General features: G+C 69.5%; 18 protein-coding genes. 10 read left to right on the top strand and 8 right to left on the bottom strand.

From position 1 onward, the window contains the following. Positions 1-10: 10 nt before the first annotated feature. Together VMT40_RS22205 and VMT40_RS22200 are read right to left on the bottom strand one after the other, a co-directional pair. Positions 11-1027, bottom strand: coding sequence for a HAMP domain-containing sensor histidine kinase (locus VMT40_RS22205; RefSeq protein ID WP_326360519.1), 1017 nt, complete (start codon positions 1025-1027; stop codon positions 11-13). After that, on the bottom strand, positions 1024-1737 hold the full coding sequence (locus VMT40_RS22200) for a response regulator transcription factor (protein WP_326360518.1): 714 nt from the start codon (positions 1735-1737) through the stop codon (positions 1024-1026). The genes VMT40_RS22205 and VMT40_RS22200 overlap by 4 nt, the downstream gene beginning before the upstream one ends. Before the next feature lie 119 nt (positions 1738-1856). Between VMT40_RS22200 and VMT40_RS22195 the strand changes: the two genes are divergently transcribed. The 4 genes from VMT40_RS22195 (at position 1857) to VMT40_RS22180 (ending at position 4741) form a co-directional block, all read left to right on the top strand. Further along, positions 1857-2408: a hypothetical protein gene (locus VMT40_RS22195; protein WP_326360517.1), complete on the top strand. Its 552-nt coding sequence runs from the start codon at positions 1857-1859 to the stop codon at positions 2406-2408. Positions 2409-2532: 124 nt separating this feature from the next. Beyond that, positions 2533-3093 carry a copper chaperone PCu(A)C gene (locus VMT40_RS22190; protein ID WP_326361724.1) on the top strand — a complete coding sequence of 187 codons (561 nt, stop codon included), beginning with the start codon at positions 2533-2535 and terminating at the stop codon, positions 3091-3093. Continuing rightward, positions 3086-4315, top strand: coding sequence for a Dyp-type peroxidase (locus VMT40_RS22185; protein ID WP_326360515.1), 1230 nt, complete (start codon positions 3086-3088; stop codon positions 4313-4315). Before VMT40_RS22190 ends, VMT40_RS22185 begins: the two co-directional genes overlap by 8 nt. Before the next feature lie 90 nt (positions 4316-4405). Next, on the top strand, positions 4406-4741 hold the full coding sequence (locus VMT40_RS22180) for a YnfA family protein (protein ID WP_326360514.1): 336 nt from the start codon (positions 4406-4408) through the stop codon (positions 4739-4741). Positions 4742-4856: 115 nt separating this feature from the next. Here the strand turns inward: VMT40_RS22180 and VMT40_RS22175 are convergent, their stop codons facing one another. Beyond that, entirely contained in the window at positions 4857-5474 is a 618-nt protein-coding gene (locus VMT40_RS22175) for a TetR/AcrR family transcriptional regulator (protein ID WP_326361723.1), read from the bottom strand. Positions 5475-5595: 121 nt separating this feature from the next. Between VMT40_RS22175 and VMT40_RS22170 the strand changes: the two genes are divergently transcribed. Together VMT40_RS22170 and VMT40_RS22165 are read left to right on the top strand one after the other, a co-directional pair. Continuing rightward, positions 5596-7128: an MFS transporter gene (locus tag VMT40_RS22170; RefSeq protein WP_326360512.1), complete on the top strand. Its 1533-nt coding sequence runs from the start codon at positions 5596-5598 to the stop codon at positions 7126-7128. After that, positions 7125-7811 carry an SGNH/GDSL hydrolase family protein gene (locus tag VMT40_RS22165; protein ID WP_326360511.1) on the top strand — a complete coding sequence of 229 codons (687 nt, stop codon included), beginning with the start codon at positions 7125-7127 and terminating at the stop codon, positions 7809-7811. Before VMT40_RS22170 ends, VMT40_RS22165 begins: the two co-directional genes overlap by 4 nt. 79 nt (positions 7812-7890) lie before the next feature. Here VMT40_RS22165 and VMT40_RS22160 read toward each other — a convergent pair whose 3' ends face one another. Further along, entirely contained in the window at positions 7891-8241 is a 351-nt protein-coding gene (locus VMT40_RS22160; RefSeq protein ID WP_326360510.1) for a hypothetical protein, read from the bottom strand. A 188-nt stretch (positions 8242-8429) separates the two neighbouring features. Here VMT40_RS22160 and VMT40_RS22155 point away from each other — a divergent pair, with 188 nt between their 5' ends. Both VMT40_RS22155 and VMT40_RS22150 read left to right on the top strand, forming a co-directional pair. Continuing rightward, positions 8430-9416, top strand: a complete 987-nt coding sequence (locus VMT40_RS22155) for a glycosyltransferase family 9 protein (RefSeq protein WP_326360509.1) — start codon at positions 8430-8432, stop codon at positions 9414-9416. A 65-nt stretch (positions 9417-9481) separates the two neighbouring features. After that, on the top strand, positions 9482-10306 hold the full coding sequence (locus tag VMT40_RS22150; RefSeq protein WP_326360508.1) for a class I SAM-dependent methyltransferase: 825 nt from the start codon (positions 9482-9484) through the stop codon (positions 10304-10306). Positions 10307-10326: 20 nt separating this feature from the next. On the opposite strand, the gene VMT40_RS22145 is transcribed toward VMT40_RS22150, so the two are convergent. From VMT40_RS22145 to VMT40_RS22130, 4 genes are all read right to left on the bottom strand, one after another. Further along, complete coding sequence (locus tag VMT40_RS22145; RefSeq protein WP_326360507.1) at positions 10327-10770, bottom strand: VOC family protein; 444 nt, start codon at positions 10768-10770, stop codon at positions 10327-10329. A 36-nt stretch (positions 10771-10806) separates the two neighbouring features. After that, positions 10807-12048: a hypothetical protein gene (locus tag VMT40_RS22140; protein WP_326360506.1), complete on the bottom strand. Its 1242-nt coding sequence runs from the start codon at positions 12046-12048 to the stop codon at positions 10807-10809. A 239-nt stretch (positions 12049-12287) separates the two neighbouring features. Next, the gene (locus VMT40_RS22135) at positions 12288-13253 is read right to left on the bottom strand and encodes a hypothetical protein (RefSeq protein WP_326360504.1); all 966 of its coding nucleotides are present in this window, start codon (positions 13251-13253) and stop codon (positions 12288-12290) included. A gap of 159 nt (positions 13254-13412) precedes the next feature. Continuing rightward, positions 13413-14720, bottom strand: coding sequence for a PucR family transcriptional regulator (locus tag VMT40_RS22130; protein WP_326360503.1), 1308 nt, complete (start codon positions 14718-14720; stop codon positions 13413-13415). 135 nt (positions 14721-14855) lie between these two features. Here VMT40_RS22130 and VMT40_RS22125 point away from each other — a divergent pair, with 135 nt between their 5' ends. Together VMT40_RS22125 and VMT40_RS22120 are read left to right on the top strand one after the other, a co-directional pair. Beyond that, positions 14856-15740, top strand: coding sequence for an SGNH/GDSL hydrolase family protein (locus VMT40_RS22125; protein ID WP_326360502.1), 885 nt, complete (start codon positions 14856-14858; stop codon positions 15738-15740). A gap of 242 nt (positions 15741-15982) precedes the next feature. After that, positions 15983-16585 (top strand): hypothetical protein, encoded by a 603-nt coding sequence (locus VMT40_RS22120; RefSeq protein WP_326360501.1) that lies wholly within the window; start codon positions 15983-15985, stop codon positions 16583-16585. The last annotated feature ends 53 nt before the right edge of the window (positions 16586-16638 follow it).

The following is a 16638-nucleotide window of genomic DNA, read 5'->3' as shown; positions in this document are numbered from 1 at the left end:
TGAGGTGGTGTCAGGGGTTGGGCAGGGTGACGCGGATGCGTGAGCCCGGGTCGGCGACGGCGATGGTGCCGCCGTGCAGGTCGATGATCCAGCGGGCAATGGCCAGACCCAGGCCGGTGCCGCCGCCGGTGGCGCGACCGCCGCGGGTGAAGCGTTCGAAGACGCGGGCGCGCTCGGGGATCGGGATGCCGGGCCCGTCGTCGGCCACCTCGAGGACGGTGTGGGTGCGGTCGGCGCGCGCGTGCAGGCGCACCTCACCGTGGGAGGGGCCGTGGCGGGTGGCGTTGTCGAGGAGATTGAGCAGCACCTGATGCAGGCGGGCCCGGTCGGCGTACACGGTCAGCTCGGGGGTGGCCACGGCGATGGTGAAGCGCACCGGGCGGTCGATCGCGGCGGCCATCACTTCGGCCTCGGCGACCACCTCTTTCAACAGCGGCTCCACCGGCAGGGCTTCTCGATCCAGGGCTACCGCACCGGCCTCCACGCTCGACAGGGCCAGCAGCTCCGACACCAGCAGGCTCAACCGCTCGGTCTGGGCGAGCGCGGTGCGCAGCGTGGCCGGATCCGGTTCGGCGACCCCGTCCACGAGGTTCTCGAGCACCGCCCCCAAAGCGGTGATGGGCGTGCGCAATTCGTGCGACACATTGGCGATGAACTCGCGCCGCTGCTGATCGGCGGCAGCCAGGTCCGCGGCCATCTGATTGAACGCCTGCGCCAACTGCCCCACCTCATCGCGCGAGGTCGCCCGCACCCGCCGCGAATAATCCCCCTGCGCCATGCGTTGCGCGGCCGCGGTCATCTCCCGCAGTGGCAGCGTCATCCCATGCGCGAGCACCTGCGACAGCACCAACGCCAGCATCGTGGCCGCGATCGTCGTCTTGGGTGGCAGCCACCCGATCTGCATGGCGAAGAACCCGAACGCCACCGCCCCGGACCCGACCATCAGAATCGCCAGCTTCACCTTGATCGACGGCACCCGATCCAATGGCCGCGGCATCCACCCGGCCGCCTTCTGCCACACGCTCATCGGGCCTCCAGGGCGTAGCCGACGCCGTGGACGGTGCGGATCAGGTCCGCGCCGAGTTTGCGGCGCAGGGCCTTGATGTGGCTGTCGACGGCGCGGGTGCCCGAGGCGTCGGCCCAGCCCCACACCTCGCTGAGTAGTCGGTCGCGGGCCAGCACGGTGCGCGGGCGGCGCGCCAGATGCACGAGGAGCTCGAATTCCAGTGGGGTGAGCTGGGTTTCGTCCTCGCCGCGCCAGACTCGGCGTTGGTCGGTGTCGATGCGTAGGTCGCCGACGATGATGGTGGCCCCGGGGGCGGCGGTGCGTTCGACCCGGCGCAGCAGGGCGTGCACGCGGGCGGTGAGTACCCGCATGGAGAACGGCTTCGTGAGGTAGTCGTCCGCGCCGACGCCCAGGCCGATGAGCATGTCGGTCTCGTCGGTGCGGGCGGTGAGCATGAGCACCGGCACCGGGCGCCGCGCCTGGATGCGTCGGCACACCTCGAGGCCGTCGAAGCCGGGCAGCATCACGTCCAGAACCACCAGGTCCGGATCCCCGGCGGCCTCGGCGGCCACCGCGGCGGGCCCGTCATGGGCGATATCGACCGCGTACCCCTCGGCGCGCAGCCGGGCGGCGATGGATTCGGCGATGGTCGGCTCGTCCTCCACCACCAGAATCCGGCGGGCCGTGCCCGGGGCACTCGCCTGGCCATTGCGCAGCGGACTGGTTTCCATGCAGGTGACATTAGGCAACCGGCATGGAGATGGTTCGCGCCGATTGTGAAGATCTCGTGGAGACGCCGGTCATACCACCTGGACACGGCACCCACGACACGGCGTCGTAGCATGTCCGGGTGCGCTCACCGACGGATCACACCGCGCGCCTGCGTGGCGCGGCCGTCGGCGCATCCTCCGGCGCGGTCGCGATCCTCGCCCACGGACTCGGCGGCGGCGCGACCGCACCCGACACCGCGGCACTCGCCCTGCTGTTCGCCGCGTGCACGCTGATCGGTGTCGTGGTCGCCGCGCTGCGGCCGCGCTACGGACTCACCGGAACCATGGCCCTGCTGGGTGCGGGGCAGGCGGTCGGGCATGCGGCGCTGTCGATGTCGCCGGGCCACCACCATCACGCGTCCTCGCCGTCGATGCTCATCGCCCACCTGGTGGCGATTCCGGTGGGCGCGCTCGTGATTCGCGCCGCCGAGGCGGGCATGCGCCGCGCCATCACCAGTGTGCGGCGGTTCATTCTCGCGATCGGGTCGACACCGCAACCACCCGCGCGCACCAGACGCGGGCGAGCGGGCGATGATCGGGCCGAAGTACGACGTCTGCTGGTCAGCCCGGGGATGCGACGCCGCGGCCCACCGGTGGCCGCCGCGTCCTTCTCACTTCTCGCTCCGGTGTAATACCGCGATCTCCCGTTCGACCCGGTCGACCGCGCTGGGTTGATTGTGCCCGCGCACAACGGGTTTCGCCGCGTCCCGGGGCGCTTCCCTCGTACCTGACTGATGGAGACCTCCCATGTCCCAGATGCCCCTGTGCCATTCCTTCCGCCTGCGCACCGGCGGATTCGCGCGTCGCCTCGGCGCGGCCGCCGCCCTCACCACCCTCGCCCTGCTGCCGGTGGCCTGCTCGAACTCCCAGACCGCCTCCGACGCCTCGGCCAAGGCCGCGGACTCGGTGCACTTCTCCGACCAGTGGATCAAGGCCGCCGATTCGGGCATGTCCGCCGCGTTCGGCACCCTGTCCAACGCCTCCGACAAGCCGATCAACCTGGTGGCCGCCACCAGCCCCGCCTCGGCGACCGTGGAAATCCACGAGGTCGTGCCCGATGGCGCGGGCGAGAAGACCATGCGCCCCAAGGCCGGTGGCATCGTCATCCCCGCCCACGGCAGCGCCACCCTCAAGCCCGGCGGCGACCATTTGATGTTCATGGGACTGAAGGCTCCGCTGCGCACCGGCGCGGACACCCCCATCACGCTCACCTTCTCCGACGGTTCGACCACCACGGTCACCGCGCAGGTGCGTGACTTCGCGGGCGGTAAGGAGAACTACCAGCCCTCCGGCGACAACGCCGCCCACGGTGGCTGAGCCCGCCCTACCCCGGCCCCGCCTGTCGCGGCGGCGACTGCTCGGCGGCTCGGCCGTCGCGGTGGGCGCGGCCGGGGCCGCCGGACTCGGCTGGGGCGCAGCCAGTCTCGGCCACCGCGACCACGACCGTGACCCGGGCCTGGACACGGTCGCGTTCTACGGCACCCATCAGGCCGGTATCGCGACCGAGCCGCCCGGGCACGCCGCGTTCGTCGGGTTCGACCTGAAATCCGGTGTGGGACATGACGACATCATCGGTCTGCTCGAGATCTGGACCGATGACGCCGCCCGCCTCACCCAGGGCAAACCCGCGCTCGCCGACACCGAACCCGAGCTGGCCGCGCGCCCCGCGCGCCTGACCGTCACCGTCGGGTTCGGGCCCGAGCTGTTCACCGCGGCCGGGCTGACCGATCAGCGCCCGCACTGGCTCAAACCGTTGCCGCCGTTCAGCATCGACAAACTCGATGCCGCCTGGTGCGGTGGGGATCTGCTGTTGCAGATCTGCGCCGAGGAGGCCACCACCGTCTCCCACGCCGTGCGCGTGCTGTCCAAGCACGTGAAATCGCTGGTCTCGGTGCGATGGGTGCAGCGCGGATTCCGCAACGCGGCCAAGGGCCAGACCATGCGCAACCTCATGGGCTCGGTCGACGGCACCGTCAACATCGCCCCGGACACACCGGATTTCGATCGGCTGGTGTGGGACGACGGCGCGGGGCGGCCGTGGCTGGCCGGGGGCACCTCGATGGTGTTGCGGCGCATCGCCATGGTCCTCGAAACCTGGGACGAACTCGACGCCGACGGGCGCGCCATCACCATCGGACGCACCGTCGACACCGGCGCACCGCTGTCGGGCACCCGCGAATTCGACGAACCCGATTTCGCGGCCGTCGACCAGTACGGGATTCCCAAGATCCCGCCGTCCTCGCACATCGCGCGTGCCCACCACGCCCACGACGGGGAACGGTTCCTGCGCCGCGGCTACAACTACGACGACGCGCCCGCACCCGGGCATGTCTCCAACTCCGGGCTGCTGTTCGCCTCGTTCCACCGCGATATCGACGCCCAGTATCTGCCCGTGCAGCAGCGGCTGGCCGAGTTCGACGCGCTCAACCAGTGGACGACCCCGATCGGGTCGGCGGTCTTCGCCATCCCGCCCGGGGTGCCCGGACCGGGCGGCTACCTCGGTCAGCAGTTGTTCGAATACGCTGCGGCGCAACGATGATCGGCGACGGTCGGACCGCACACCCGCGCGCGGCGAGCGCGTGCGGGGCGGTCCGACCGGGACGCGAGGACTAGCTCTAAGGTAACCGGCATGACCGTGCTGCGATCGATCGTGCTGTTCGGGTTGGCCGCCGTCGCCGAGATCGGCGGGGCCTGGCTGATCTGGCAAGGGGTCCGCGAACACCGCGGCTGGGGGTGGATGGGGGCCGGTGTCGTCGCGCTCGGGCTCTACGGGTTCGTGGCCACCCTGCAACCCGACGCGCACTTCGGACGCATCCTCGCCGCCTACGGCGGGGTGTTCGTGGCCGGATCATTGTTGTGGGGCATGGCATTCGACGGATTCCGGCCTGATCGCTGGGATGTGACCGGCGCGCTGGTGTGCCTGCTCGGGGTCGCGTTGATCATGTACGCGCCACGCTCGGCCTAGGACCCGCGTGTGGCTTGTGCCACGTGAAACCAACTGCGACGCAACTGCATTCACGCACTCGATGCACACTTGCAGTGCGTGAAACAATCACCGGGTTCGGCCGGTCGGCGCGCGGTCACCGGGAGTCGCCGAGCAGCCCGTCGACGATCGTGCGCGCCAAGTCCAGGGCGCTCTCATCACCCATGCGGGCCGCGGTATTGGCGGCGCTGACGATCGCGTCCAGCTGGAACGCCACCGTGTGCGGGTCGAGCCCCGACATGTAGCCCTGCTCCTGAGCGCGGGCGATCTCCTTCTCCAGCACCGCGAACCACTCGTCACGATCGGCGACCAGCGCGTCGCGCACCGGGCCGGGGCGGCTGTCGAACTCGGGCACGCTCTGACCGCGGAAGCAACCGCCCGGCAGCATCGGCTCCCCGATATAGGCGAACCAGTTCTCCACGATCGCGCGCAGCCGCGGCATGCCGCCCTCATGGGCGTAGGCGGGGCGAATCACGATGTCGATGAACATCTCTCGCGCCGACTGCACCGCGGCCAGCTGCAACTTCTCCTTGGTGCCGAACAGGGTCGCCACCCCGGACTTGCTGACCCCCAGATCCCCCGCGAGGCGCCCCAGACTCAACCCCGTGAGCCCCTCGACCGAGGCAACCTCGGCCGCATGCCGGGCGATCGTCGCCCGCGCACGGGCGCCCTTCAAGAGGCGTTGATCGGAAATCTCCTGCTCGGCAGGCCGCATCGGTTCGTTCACCCCTCCATCTTGGCACCACCTATTGCAAATACGCACGATCGTGCATACTTTTCAACAATACGAACGATCGTGCGTACAGATAGCTCCCCCGTTCCGTAGAGAGCCACCGATGACCGACATCACTCATCCCCCCGCACCTCCAGACCCCACCCCACCCACCGACGACCATCGCCCCGAGATCCACGAATCAGATTCCGCCGCAAGCCATTCCGCCACCACAACACCGAGCACCACCGCGGCCGCGCACCGAAATGCGCCACCCGGGTCGACCGTTGCCGACACCACCGCGGGTAGTGCGCGACTGGCACTGCTGGTCGCTTCCGGCGCGGCGTTCATGTCCTTCCTCGACCTGTCCGTGGTCAATATCGCCTTCCCGGCCATCACCCGCGACTACCCCGGCACCGCCGCGACCACCCTCACCTGGGTGGTGAGCGGGTACGCGGTGGCCTTCGCGGCATTGCTCACCCCGGCCGGTCAACTGGCCGACGCGCTCGGGCGTGGGCGCGTATTCCTCACCGCGCTGGGCGGATTCGCGCTCACCTCGCTGCTGTGCGCGCTCGCGCCGGGTGCGGACTGGCTCATCGCGGGCCGGTTCCTGCAGGGCGCGACCGCGGCCTTTCTCATTCCGGCCGGGCTCGGTCTGGTGCTGAGCGTGACCGCGCCCGAACGCCTCGGGGTCGCCATGGCCGCGTGGACCGCCGCGGGCGGATTCGCCGCCACCGTCGGTCCCGCGGTCGGTGGGGCGCTGGTCGATTGGTTCGGTTGGCGTTCGGTGTTTGTCATCAATGTGCCGATCGCGGCGCTGCTCATCCTGGCCGGGCTGCGGCTGGCGCGCGGGGATCGGCGTCATTCGCACGGGTTGCCCGACCTGCTGGGCACCCTCGCCACCGGGCTCGGGATCGGCCTGGTTGTCGCGGCGGTCACCCAAGGCCAGCAATGGGATTGGACCGACCCGCGCACCCTCGGCTGCGGGCTCGGCGGGCTCGTACTCCTCGCGCTGGCGCTGTGGCGCTCGCGCGCGCATCCGCGTCCGGCCATCGCGGTCGGGTTGTGGCGCAGCCACTCCTACGCGCTGGTCAATGCCGTCGCCTTCGTCTTCGGCGCGACCATGTTCGCCTGGCTGCTGGCCGGACCGCTGTGGCTCGACGGCATGTGGCACTACTCGGTGCTGCAATCCGCGGCCGCCATGACCGTCGGCGCGATCGCCTCCATGGTCACCGCCGTCCTGGCCCGGCGCGCACCCGCGGCCTGGCAGCGCTGGCTCGGCGTGCTCGGGGCCCTGATGTTCGCCGCGTCCGCCTTCTACATGAGCACCGACGTCTGGGATGCCACGCCCGCGCTGTGGAAGGCCTGGGTGCCCGCCGGAATCCTCGGCGGTGGCGGCATCGGGCTGCTCATCACCGTGCTCGGCACCACCGCCGCCAGATCGCTTCCGCCGCAACGGTTCGCGGCCGGGGTCGGCATGAATCTGACCGCTCGCCAATCCGGCGGCGCGCTGGGCGTGGCCGTGCTGGCCGCGGTCTTCGCCGCCGAGAAGACCGCGCCGCTGACCGCCTTCCACACCCTGTTCGCCGTGTGCGGCGGCATCGCCGTCGTCGCGGCCGTGCTCGCCGCCCTGCCCGTGAAGGAGACCACCGCATGAGCGACCGCATCGAAACCACCGACCCGTTCACCCTCTCCGACGCCGCCGCGGCCGCCATGCTGCGCGACGTGCCCTGGCGACGGCTGGCCGTGATCGGCGATTCCACCGCCGAAGGCACCGGCGACCCGTGGCCCGGCTACGAAACCATCCCGTGGGCAGACCGATTGGCCCGCTGGCTGCGCGCCGCCCACCCCGACACCGCCTACCTCAACACCGGAAAGATGGGCGCGGTCCTGGCCGACGTGCGCACCCAACAACTGCCGGTGCTCAAGGCGTTCCGACCCGATTTGGTGCACATCACCTGCGGCGGCAACGACCTGTTCCTGCGCGGCGCCAACCTCGACGACGTCGAGGCCGACCTCGACGACCTGTGCACACGCGTCGCCACCACCGGCGCCCGGCTGTCGCTGTTCACCCTGGCCGACTGCTTCACCGGCCGCATGCAACCGCTGCGGCCCCTGTTCGCCGGATTCGCCGAGGCCGTGCGCCGCGTCGCGCACCGCCACGATGCCATCCTCACCGAATTCTGGGACCACCCCGCCCGACTGCGGCCCGACTGGCTCTCGGCCGACCTCATCCACCTGAGCATGGCCGGACATGCCGTGGCCGCCGCCGCGATCGCCAAGAGCCTGGCCCGCCACACCCTGCGCGAACTGCCCTCCGAATACGCCCAACACGGCTGAAACACCGCGATGCCGCACCGGTTACCCGGTGCGGCATCGCCGTCAGTCCGTTATGTCGTTGTCGCGCTAGGCGTCCCGCTCACTTCCACAGCGCCGCGATCAACACGTTCAGGATCGCCAGCCCACCCGCGGCGTGGCACATCCACGCGACTTCCTTGCCGCGCTTGGCATCCGCGCGACCCATCTCGGCGAACGCCGCGACCAACACGGCCACCACGAGTTTCACGATCATCTTCGCCATGTTCGGGTCCTTGCCCAGCGAATGGATCGACTCGGCCATCCCCAGCAGCACGACACCGGTCACGATCTGGGCGCGCGCACCCCACACCATCAGTTCCGAGACCCGCGGCTGGGAGGCGACATACCCGCCGACCACCGCCGCCATACCGAGCAGATGAGCCGTCACCACGAGGTTGTAGACGAAGGTCATGAGGCACACGGTAATCGATCACGCCCGTGCAACGACAGCCGGTAGTACAAACCCGAATTCGCGTCGCGCGCACGGACCCCCGGGTTTCACCTCACGACCGGCCGGGTAGTCCATTCCCAATGGCTCTCCGCGGTGTCCGGTGGAGAGTCTCGCGTCGTGGGCAGCGTGGCCAGGCTAGGAGAAACAAGGTGGCGGTTGTACTGGTGCTGCGAGCACGTGGGCTCGGTGATCTCCTCACCGCTGTGCCCGCGTTGCGTGCGCTGCGACGGGCCCGGCCCGACGACCACATCGCGCTCGCCGCGCCGCACCGGCTGAAACCGATCGTCGACCTCATCGCCTCGGTCGATGAGATGGTGCCCGTCAGCGACCCCATCGGGCTGCGCTGGGACGGTGACGCTCCCGCGCTCGCGGTCAACCTGCAGCCCGGTACCGAAGGCATCGTCGAGTTGGCCCGCACTCACCCCGCCCGCATCCTCACCTACCGCAACCCCGCCTTCCCGGACCTGCCCGGCCCGGAGTGGCAGCCCGACATGCACGATGTGGACCGCTGGTGCCATCTGCTCGAATTCGACGGCATCGCCGCCGATCGCCGCAACCTGGGCCTGGTGCCGCCGGTGGCCACCACCAGCCACCGCGACGCCGTGGTCGTGCACATCGGGGCGGGTGCCGCCGCCCGCCGCTGGCCGCCCGACCGGTTCGCCGCCGTCGTGCGTCACCTGCTGGTCCAGGGCCGCGAGGTGGTGCTGACCGGTGACGAACCCGAACGCGAGATCGCGCTCGGCGTCGCCGCCCGCGCGGGACTCTCACCGGCGCGGGTCCTCGCGGGTCAGCAGAACCTCATCGAATTGGCCGCCACCGTCGCCGAAGCCGCCCTCGTCATCTGCGGCGACACCGGAGTCGCCCACCTGGCAACGGCTTTCGGCACCCGCACCGTGCTGCTGTTCGGCCCCAACCCGCCCAGCCGTTCCGGCCCACCCCCGCACCTGCTCGGCCGCCACGCCGTCCTGTGGGCGGGACAGACCGGCAATCCCGACGCCCCCGGCATCGATCCCGGGCTACTGAAAATCGGTGTGCCCGAAGTGATCAACGCCGTGGACAAACAACTGCGCAAACGCCCCTGGCCGGGCACCAACCTCGACCGCCGCGCCCAACAGTCCTATCGCCGCGTCGGCTGAGCCCACCCGATCCGGCGGAACATTTGTCCAAGACACCGGGGTCCGGTGGCGGCGATAGTGTGTGCATGACGGACAGAGAATCTCCCCTGCACGCCGAGCTCTCCGGGGTGCCGGAGACGGCGTTGTGGACATTGCGCAATCGGGCCGAGGAGGCCATGCGGGCCGATTCCGGGTTCGCCGATGCCGAGGCGGTCCAGCTCTATCGCCGCCTGCGTGGCGAGGATTTCGAGCGGTTCGGGCCACCCAGCCAGGTGCATGCGCTGCGCGCCCGGGTAATCGACACGGTGATCGCGGAGTTCCTCGCCAGCCATCCCGGTGCGCCGGTGGTCGCGCTCGGCGAGGGGTTGCAGACCACCTATTGGCGCCTCGGCGAACCCGAAAATGCTTGGTACTCCATCGATTTGCCGGAGATGATCGACGCGCAGGAGCGGCTGCTGCCCGCCGCGCCGGGGATCACACGGCTGGCGTACTCGGCGCTGGATCGCGAGTGGTTCGAGAAGGTGCCTGCCGGGCCCGCGGTGATCACCGCCGAAGGGCTGTTCATGTATCTGCCGACCGAGGACGTTCATGCGCTGATCGCCGATCTGGCAGCGCACTTCCCCGGCGGTGTCCTCGTCTACGACTCCATTCCACGTCTGTTCAGCGCCATGACGCTCAAGGGGCGGGTGCGGCTCAGCGAGCGGTACACCGCTCCGCCGATGCCGACCAGTCAGTCACCGCGCCAGGCCCGGCGACTGCCCGACCGAATCCCGGGAGTCGTTGCCGCCCAAGACCTCCAACCGCCGCTCGGACGGGGACGATGGGCCTCACCCGCGCTGCGATGGGCGGCGAACACCCCGATCGGGCGCGCCCTGCGGCCGTCGATCACCCTGCTTCGCTTCGCGCGGTGATCCTTACCTGCGGTGCGCGATCACCCGCCGATCTCCTGCGCCAACCCGACGATAATGCCCTCCGGGCCACGCACATAGCAGAGTCGGAACATCTGCTCATACGGCTCGATCGTCCCCACCAACTCGGCCCCAAGCCCCTGCAACCGGGCCACGACATCGTCGATATCGTCCACCGCGAACATGATCCGCCGGATTCCCAGCGTATTGGCCGGAGCCTGCTTGGGTTCCGGCCGCACCACCTCGGGCGTGTAGAACTTCGCCAACTCGATCGCCCCGGGCGCGTCGGGAATCCGCAGCATCGCCACTTCCTGCCGCACCCCCTGCACATCGATCACCCGCTCCACCCACTCCCCCTCGACCTGCCCCCGCCCCTCCAACACCATCCCCAACTCCACGAAGAACGCGATCACCGCGTCCATGTCCTCCACGACAATGAGCACATTGTCCATCCGCCGAATCGCCATAGCCGTCTCCTCCGGATCCCAGGGTCGGCACCATTCTCACCCGGACCGTCGCCGCAGCACCGCGAGGACGCCGAAACCCAACCCGCAGGCGAGGACAAGGGTCGCGGCGGTCCACGCCGGTTTGTCGACCAGGTCGGCCGTGCCACGGGGCCGACGGATCGCGAGGACCAGCGAGGGGGTGAACAGCAGCGGCAAGGCGATCGATCGACTCACCGCTCTGGCGGGAGTCGTTGCGGCCCAGGCATATCCCATCGCGCTACCGAGGGCCGGTACGCCGACCACGATAGCGGCGTGATGCGAATGCCCCGCGCAGGCCGCACCGAGGGCAATCACCGCCAGCGCCGTCCAGCCCAGCAGCGGTGAGCGCCAACGCGATCCAGCGAAATAGGCCACGGCGATCACCACCGGCAGCACGGCCAGATCGGCGATCGGCAGCCGCACGGGCGCCAATTCGCCCCACACCAGGGTGAACACACTGGACAGCAGCACGATTGCCCCATCCAGCCCCGGCACCGAGAAAGCCGCCGTGAGCGCACCCGCCAGCAGCACCGCACCCGCCTCGACCAGACGTGGCAGTCGCGGTTCGCCCGCGGCGAGCCATTCCCAGGCCAGCAGGGCGCTGGCGAGGGCGAGCAGGCCTCCACACACCGGAGCGAACGGAAAGGCCCGGAACCACAGCCGAGATCGCGTGCGCCGGTTCGCGATTGCGGCACCGAGCACCAGGATCACCGCGAGCACCACCAGGGGCCGCGGCGGGGAATCGATCAGATGCCACTGCCAGCGCTCGGCAGGCTGCGCGCGCTCGGCCGCGCGCTCGGCCAACCGGGTGTGATTGCCGACCACCGCGGCCGTGAGGGCCCCGATCGTCAGGGCCGTGGCGGACCTACGGCGACCCAGCGCCACCCGCGCGAGCCCACCCAGCAGCAGACCGCCCCCACCCGCGTCGGCGTACATCAACGAGACCAATTCCAGTGTGGTGAGCCCGGATCCGGCGATCAGATGATCGACCAACAGCACCACCGCACCGCACCCGGCGACCGCCCACGCCACCCGCACCGACCCGTGCACGGTCAATACCACCGCCACCACCGCCGCGATCAGCACACCCCCGGCCGCGGCGTGCACGGCATCATTGGCGAGCACATCCAAATGCGGCGTCGGCGCGCGCATCGCCTCCTCGAGATCGACCGGCGCCATGATGGCCAGCCCGGCGACCACGGCCGCCATGTACACCGTGCTGGCCTCGCCATAGCTGCGCACCCGCCGCCCGACCCTCATCACATGACCCTTCTCGACGCCATCGCTCCCGGCTGGCGTAGAGATTGCCCCCAATTTGCCAAATGCCGGTTATGGATTGGCTCGAGAAAATCGCCTCACCTTGTGTGGCCACACAAGGCAAGGAAAAGCCCTGGCCGATATCGGCCAGGGCTTCTCGGGTAACGGCCCGGCTCGCACCGGTGCCTGTGGACGGTTTCAGCGGACGGTCTCACCACCGCTGGAGTGTTGGCGAGGACGGATCAGAAGCCGAGAATGCCGTTGCAGTAGTCGTTGGGCACCCATATGCCCCCACCGAGCGGGCTCGGCACCCAGGCCTGTTCGGGTGTCCCGTACGGGAGGCCCAGAATATGGGGTTGGCACATCTGACCGGGATGGGGATTCCCGTCACCCCGCTTCTGTTGCGGCGCAGCGGGTTTCGCGGGCGGCCGGGGCTGGTCCGGTTTGCCTTGACCGCCGCCCGCCCCCGGGCCGCCATTGCCGGTCGTCTGCCCGCCACCGGGAGCGCCAGGGGGCTGCTGACCACCCTGTCCGGAAGCGCCACCCCCCTGTCCGGGAGCACCGCCACCTTGCCCTGGAGCACCACCGTTGCCAGGACCGCCGCCGCCAGGTGCCTGACCGTTTCCGGTCCCGGCAGGCGGCTGCTGACCACCCTGCCCTGGAGCACCACCGTTGGCAGATCCGCTGCCGCCGGGTGCCTGACCGTTTCCGGACGCACCGGGAGGTTGCTGGCCGCCGCCCAGACCCGGAATACCACTTAGCAGACCGCCCAGACCCGGAATTCCGTTGAGCAGACCACCCAGGCCCTGCCCATCCGCGCTGCCGGTACCGCCCGCGCCCGGTTGGCCACCACCGTTGCCACCCGAACCCGGTTGGCCGCCGCCGTTTTCGCCGCCGCCCGGCTGACCGCCGGAATTGGCACCCGCCCCCGGCAAGCCTCCGCCATTGCCAGGCACGTTCGGCCCGGTGCCGGTGCCGCGTGGGCCGGGTAGGACCGGTCCCGGGCCGACCGGCAGGCCGCCCCCGGGTTTCGCGCCCGGGCTTCCGCTCCCGGTACTGCCCGCGCTGCCGGTGTTCGGGATCAGACCCGGCAGGATGAACGGGAACGGTGAGGCACCGCCTCCGGCGGGATTGTCCGCCGCCGCGGTCGGCGACAGCAGCACCAGGGGTGCCGCCGCCAGGGATACCGCTATTGCTGTGGTGCGCATGATTCGCTTCATGTGACCGCGTGACCTTTCGTCTGGTCGATGACCGCCTCGGCATCGATTTCCGGCACGTGCAGGAAATGGTGCGGCGCGACCGGGCACGTCACCGCTATGAGATGCGGCAACGATTCAGCGAATCATTGTGGTGAGCCACAAAGAGACTCAGTCGAAATGGATTTCGCGCTCGATATCGATATCGTCGGGCGCGTATTCGGTGGCGATGATCGCGGCGAAAACCTGCATGAGATCGCGCGGGCGGCTCAGATCGCGCCCGATCAGTTCGGCGATCTTGCGCAGCCGATAGGTGACGGTGTTCGGGTGCACGTGCAGCGCGGTCGCGGTGGCCGTGGCACTGCACTGATGCCAGACGTATGTCTGAATCGTCTCGCGCAGCACCGGATCGGCGGCCAGCGGCGCCAGCAGCTGCCGTTGAATGTGGGTGACCCGGCTCGGCCTGCTCAGCTGATATTCGACGGCCAGATCGCGGAATCGCAGCACCCCGGATTCACGGCGCGTATACCGACCAACGCGCAGCAGATCGCGCACCTCCACCAGGGCGATCGGAACATCCTGGGGCCGTGCCACATCCACGGCGAACACGATCGGGGCCCCAATGGCGCGCTGCACGGCGGTGAGCTGGTTCTCCAACTGCGCGAACCGCTCCTCCATGGGCACCGCGCGGGCCGCCGCGGAGGAGGCGTCGATCGGCAGCAGCGCCGAGCCGTCGGTTTCACTGACCAGCCGCAGCGTCTCACCGTGCCCGATCCGGTCGAGCTCGAATTCCAGCCCGCGAATGGTGCGCCGGGCGGCGATGGCGGCGGTGGTCGCGTGCGCCTTGTTCAGCGGCGGCTGGTTCACCTGGATCGCGATCACCCAATACAGTTCCGCGAGCGGCAATCCCAGACGTTGAGCGGTCCCGACCGGATCCGAGCCCGAAGCCAGGGATTGGAACAGCAGCCGCCGATCGTGATCGGCCGCCGGGATCGGCGATTCGTCGGCGCCGTAGCCGCGCAGCACGGCCATGGTCGCGGCGCGCAAATAGCGGTGCACCGCGACCGCGATGCCCACCAGCTCCGCCTGATCACCTGTCGCCTCGGCGAGTTCGTGGATCCGCCACCAGATCACCTGGACACCGATGTGATACGCGCTGAGCAGATCCGCCAGCGGAACCCGTTCATCGGCACGGCGCCGCGCCGATTCCTGCAGCACCTCGAATTCGTACTCGGGCGGCGGCGAGCCGGAGCGCAGGGTGGCGAGCAGGAGGTGGAAGCTGCGGATCGTCGTGCGCTTCACGTCGTCGGAGAGCAGTTCCCCGGGCATCAGCCGATAGATCTCGAGCTGATTCTGTAGCTGATCGATGACCTCGTTGACGAAGTCGTTGGTGTGCTGCGCCAACCGATCGGCGAGTTTCGGCCAGCCCTGCCGCGTCGCAAGGCCGTTGTCCACGGTGGATCGGGTGGTGTCAGCCATCGAAAGGGAATAGTAGCGATCATGTAGCAATTGATATCGGCGGATCGCCGAGCTTTGTGCGCGGTCATCGAATATCGCGATATTTTCGTGGTGCGCCATAACCCGCCCGAGGCTGCGGTGGTCGAAGATCGGCCCATGGGTGAGCAATTCGAGCCCGGACCGTCGAGGCGGGCCTCCGCGCTGGCCGGGCTGCTGACACTGATGGTGTTGACCGGCTCGGGGTATCCCACCGCACGGGCCGACGTTCCCCTGAAATATGTGGCCCTGGGCGATTCCGCGGCCGCAGGACCATTGATCCCGGACGCCGGAACGCCCTGGGACTGCTTCAAATCGACGCACAACTATCCGGCCGTTCTGGCCGGAGCGCTGGGCGCTGATCTCACCGACGCGACCTGTTCCGGGGCGGAGATACCGGACCTGGTCGACCACGGGCAAACGGTGCTCGTCTCGGTGCGCCCGCCCCAGATCGACGCGGTCTCGGCCGACACCGATCTGATCACCATCACCATCGGCGGCAACGACATCGGCATGGTCCAACTCGGGGCCCGGTGCGCGGGCATGTCGCTCAGCGGCGCTGGATCCTGCCGCGACGCGTTCGTCCACGACGGCGTCGACACGATCTCGCAGCGCATCGACCAACTCCGGCCCGCCTACGCGCACCTGATCGATCGGCTGCGCGACGCCGCCCCGCACGCCCGCATCGTGCTCGTCGGATACGGCACCTACCTGCGTCCGGGCGGATGTTTCCCGACCCAGCCGCTCGTACCCGACGCCGCCGACTACATTCGCGCCAAAGGGGCCGAACTGAATTCGGCGGCACACGAAGTCGCGACCGCACACGGCATCGACTTCTTCGACGCGGAAGCCGCCACCGTCGGACACGACATCTGCGCCGCCCCGGGCGACCGCGACTTCGAAGGATTCCTCCCCACACCCGACGACCTCCCCGCCGCACCCCTGCATCCGACCGCAGCCGGTATGGCGACCATCGGATCCGCGCTGTCTCGAATGCTGCGCTGACAACGGCCATCTCGAGCCCGAACCGGTATCCCGGTTCGGGCTCGATGCCTGCCTGGAGAATTCCATTTCCGAATTGTCGAAATTTGTTTTCCCACACCGTTTTCCCGGTTCGAGTTTGTTGGAACTCACTGCCGATCCAATGCGGGTGATCGCCAAACTTGGCCTAGGCATGGCCCGGTCCATCCGTCGGGCCACCCCTCTCTCTCGATCCCCTGGATCGCCGCACAGAAAGCCCGATTCCCATGAAACGTCATTTCGCCCTCGCCCTGCTGGCCACCGCCGCAACGGCACTGACCGTCGGCGTCACCGATGCGGAAGCTGCTGCGCCGACTCCTCGATCGCCCGTGAATGTCGCGGCCACGGCGAATCTCGACTCCTTCGCACCGGCCATCCCGCTGCCACCGGCTCCCGTGGCCCCGCCCGCCGAGGAACAGGCACCGGTGCAGGTATTGCCACCGGCCCCGCTGCCACCGACCGACGGTCAGGCGCAAGCTATCTCGCCAACGGACGGCCTCGCCGACACGGCGACCCCAGCCGCCGACACGGTCGACTCCGCGCCGGGGTTCGGCATCCACGACGTGGACGCGGTCCAGAGCGTCTCCGATCCGGCGCAGCTGCGGCAGAACAACGGGCTGCTGGGGGCGGGGATCGGTGCGGCGGTCGGCGGCGCGGTCGGCGCGGCGGCCGGTGGCCTGGCGGGCGCGTTCGTCGCGCTGCCGATCCCCTTCGTCGGCTGGGCGCTGGTGCCCGGTTTCGCGGTGGGCGCGCTGGCGGGTGGGGCGGCCGGGGCGGCCGTGGGCGGCGGTATCGGCGCGGGGATCGGTGCGGCGATCCCGGTCAACTGACCGCTCGCGTGCTGCGGGGGTGTGGAATCGAATTCCACACCCCCGCAGCTTTT

Origin of the sequence: Nocardia sp. CDC160, from assembly GCF_035818795.1 — a bacterium.
Taxonomy (GTDB): Bacteria; Actinomycetota; Actinomycetes; order Mycobacteriales; family Mycobacteriaceae; genus Nocardia.
Note: the sequence above shows the minus strand (reverse complement) of the source record. Positions and strands in the feature narration are given on the sequence as shown.

What these genes read in the sequence shown, in the direction of transcription:
- VMT40_RS22205 (WP_326360519.1), bottom strand. Translation starts at nt 1,027, where the DNA reads ATGAGCGTGTGGCAGAAGGCGGCCGGGTGGATGCCGCGGCCATTGGAT.
- VMT40_RS22160 (WP_326360510.1), bottom strand. Translation starts at nt 8,241, where the DNA reads ATGACCTTCGTCTACAACCTCGTGGTGACGGCTCATCTGCTCGGTATG.
- VMT40_RS22165 (WP_326360511.1), top strand. Translation starts at nt 7,125, where the DNA reads ATGAGCGACCGCATCGAAACCACCGACCCGTTCACCCTCTCCGACGCC.
- VMT40_RS22170 (WP_326360512.1), top strand. Translation starts at nt 5,596, where the DNA reads ATGACCGACATCACTCATCCCCCCGCACCTCCAGACCCCACCCCACCC.
- VMT40_RS22200 (WP_326360518.1), bottom strand. Translation starts at nt 1,737, where the DNA reads ATGGAAACCAGTCCGCTGCGCAATGGCCAGGCGAGTGCCCCGGGCACG.
- VMT40_RS22140 (WP_326360506.1), bottom strand. Translation starts at nt 12,048, where the DNA reads ATGAGGGTCGGGCGGCGGGTGCGCAGCTATGGCGAGGCCAGCACGGTG.
- VMT40_RS22145 (WP_326360507.1), bottom strand. Translation starts at nt 10,770, where the DNA reads ATGGCGATTCGGCGGATGGACAATGTGCTCATTGTCGTGGAGGACATG.
- VMT40_RS22120 (WP_326360501.1), top strand. Translation starts at nt 15,983, where the DNA reads ATGAAACGTCATTTCGCCCTCGCCCTGCTGGCCACCGCCGCAACGGCA.
- VMT40_RS22130 (WP_326360503.1), bottom strand. Translation starts at nt 14,720, where the DNA reads ATGGCTGACACCACCCGATCCACCGTGGACAACGGCCTTGCGACGCGG.
- VMT40_RS22190 (WP_326361724.1), top strand. Translation starts at nt 2,533, where the DNA reads ATGCCCCTGTGCCATTCCTTCCGCCTGCGCACCGGCGGATTCGCGCGT.
- VMT40_RS22175 (WP_326361723.1), bottom strand. Translation starts at nt 5,474, where the DNA reads ATGCGGCCTGCCGAGCAGGAGATTTCCGATCAACGCCTCTTGAAGGGC.
- VMT40_RS22135 (WP_326360504.1), bottom strand. Translation starts at nt 13,253, where the DNA reads ATGCGCACCACAGCAATAGCGGTATCCCTGGCGGCGGCACCCCTGGTG.
- VMT40_RS22180 (WP_326360514.1), top strand. Translation starts at nt 4,406, where the DNA reads ATGACCGTGCTGCGATCGATCGTGCTGTTCGGGTTGGCCGCCGTCGCC.
- VMT40_RS22150 (WP_326360508.1), top strand. Translation starts at nt 9,482, where the DNA reads ATGACGGACAGAGAATCTCCCCTGCACGCCGAGCTCTCCGGGGTGCCG.
- VMT40_RS22125 (WP_326360502.1), top strand. Translation starts at nt 14,856, where the DNA reads ATGGGTGAGCAATTCGAGCCCGGACCGTCGAGGCGGGCCTCCGCGCTG.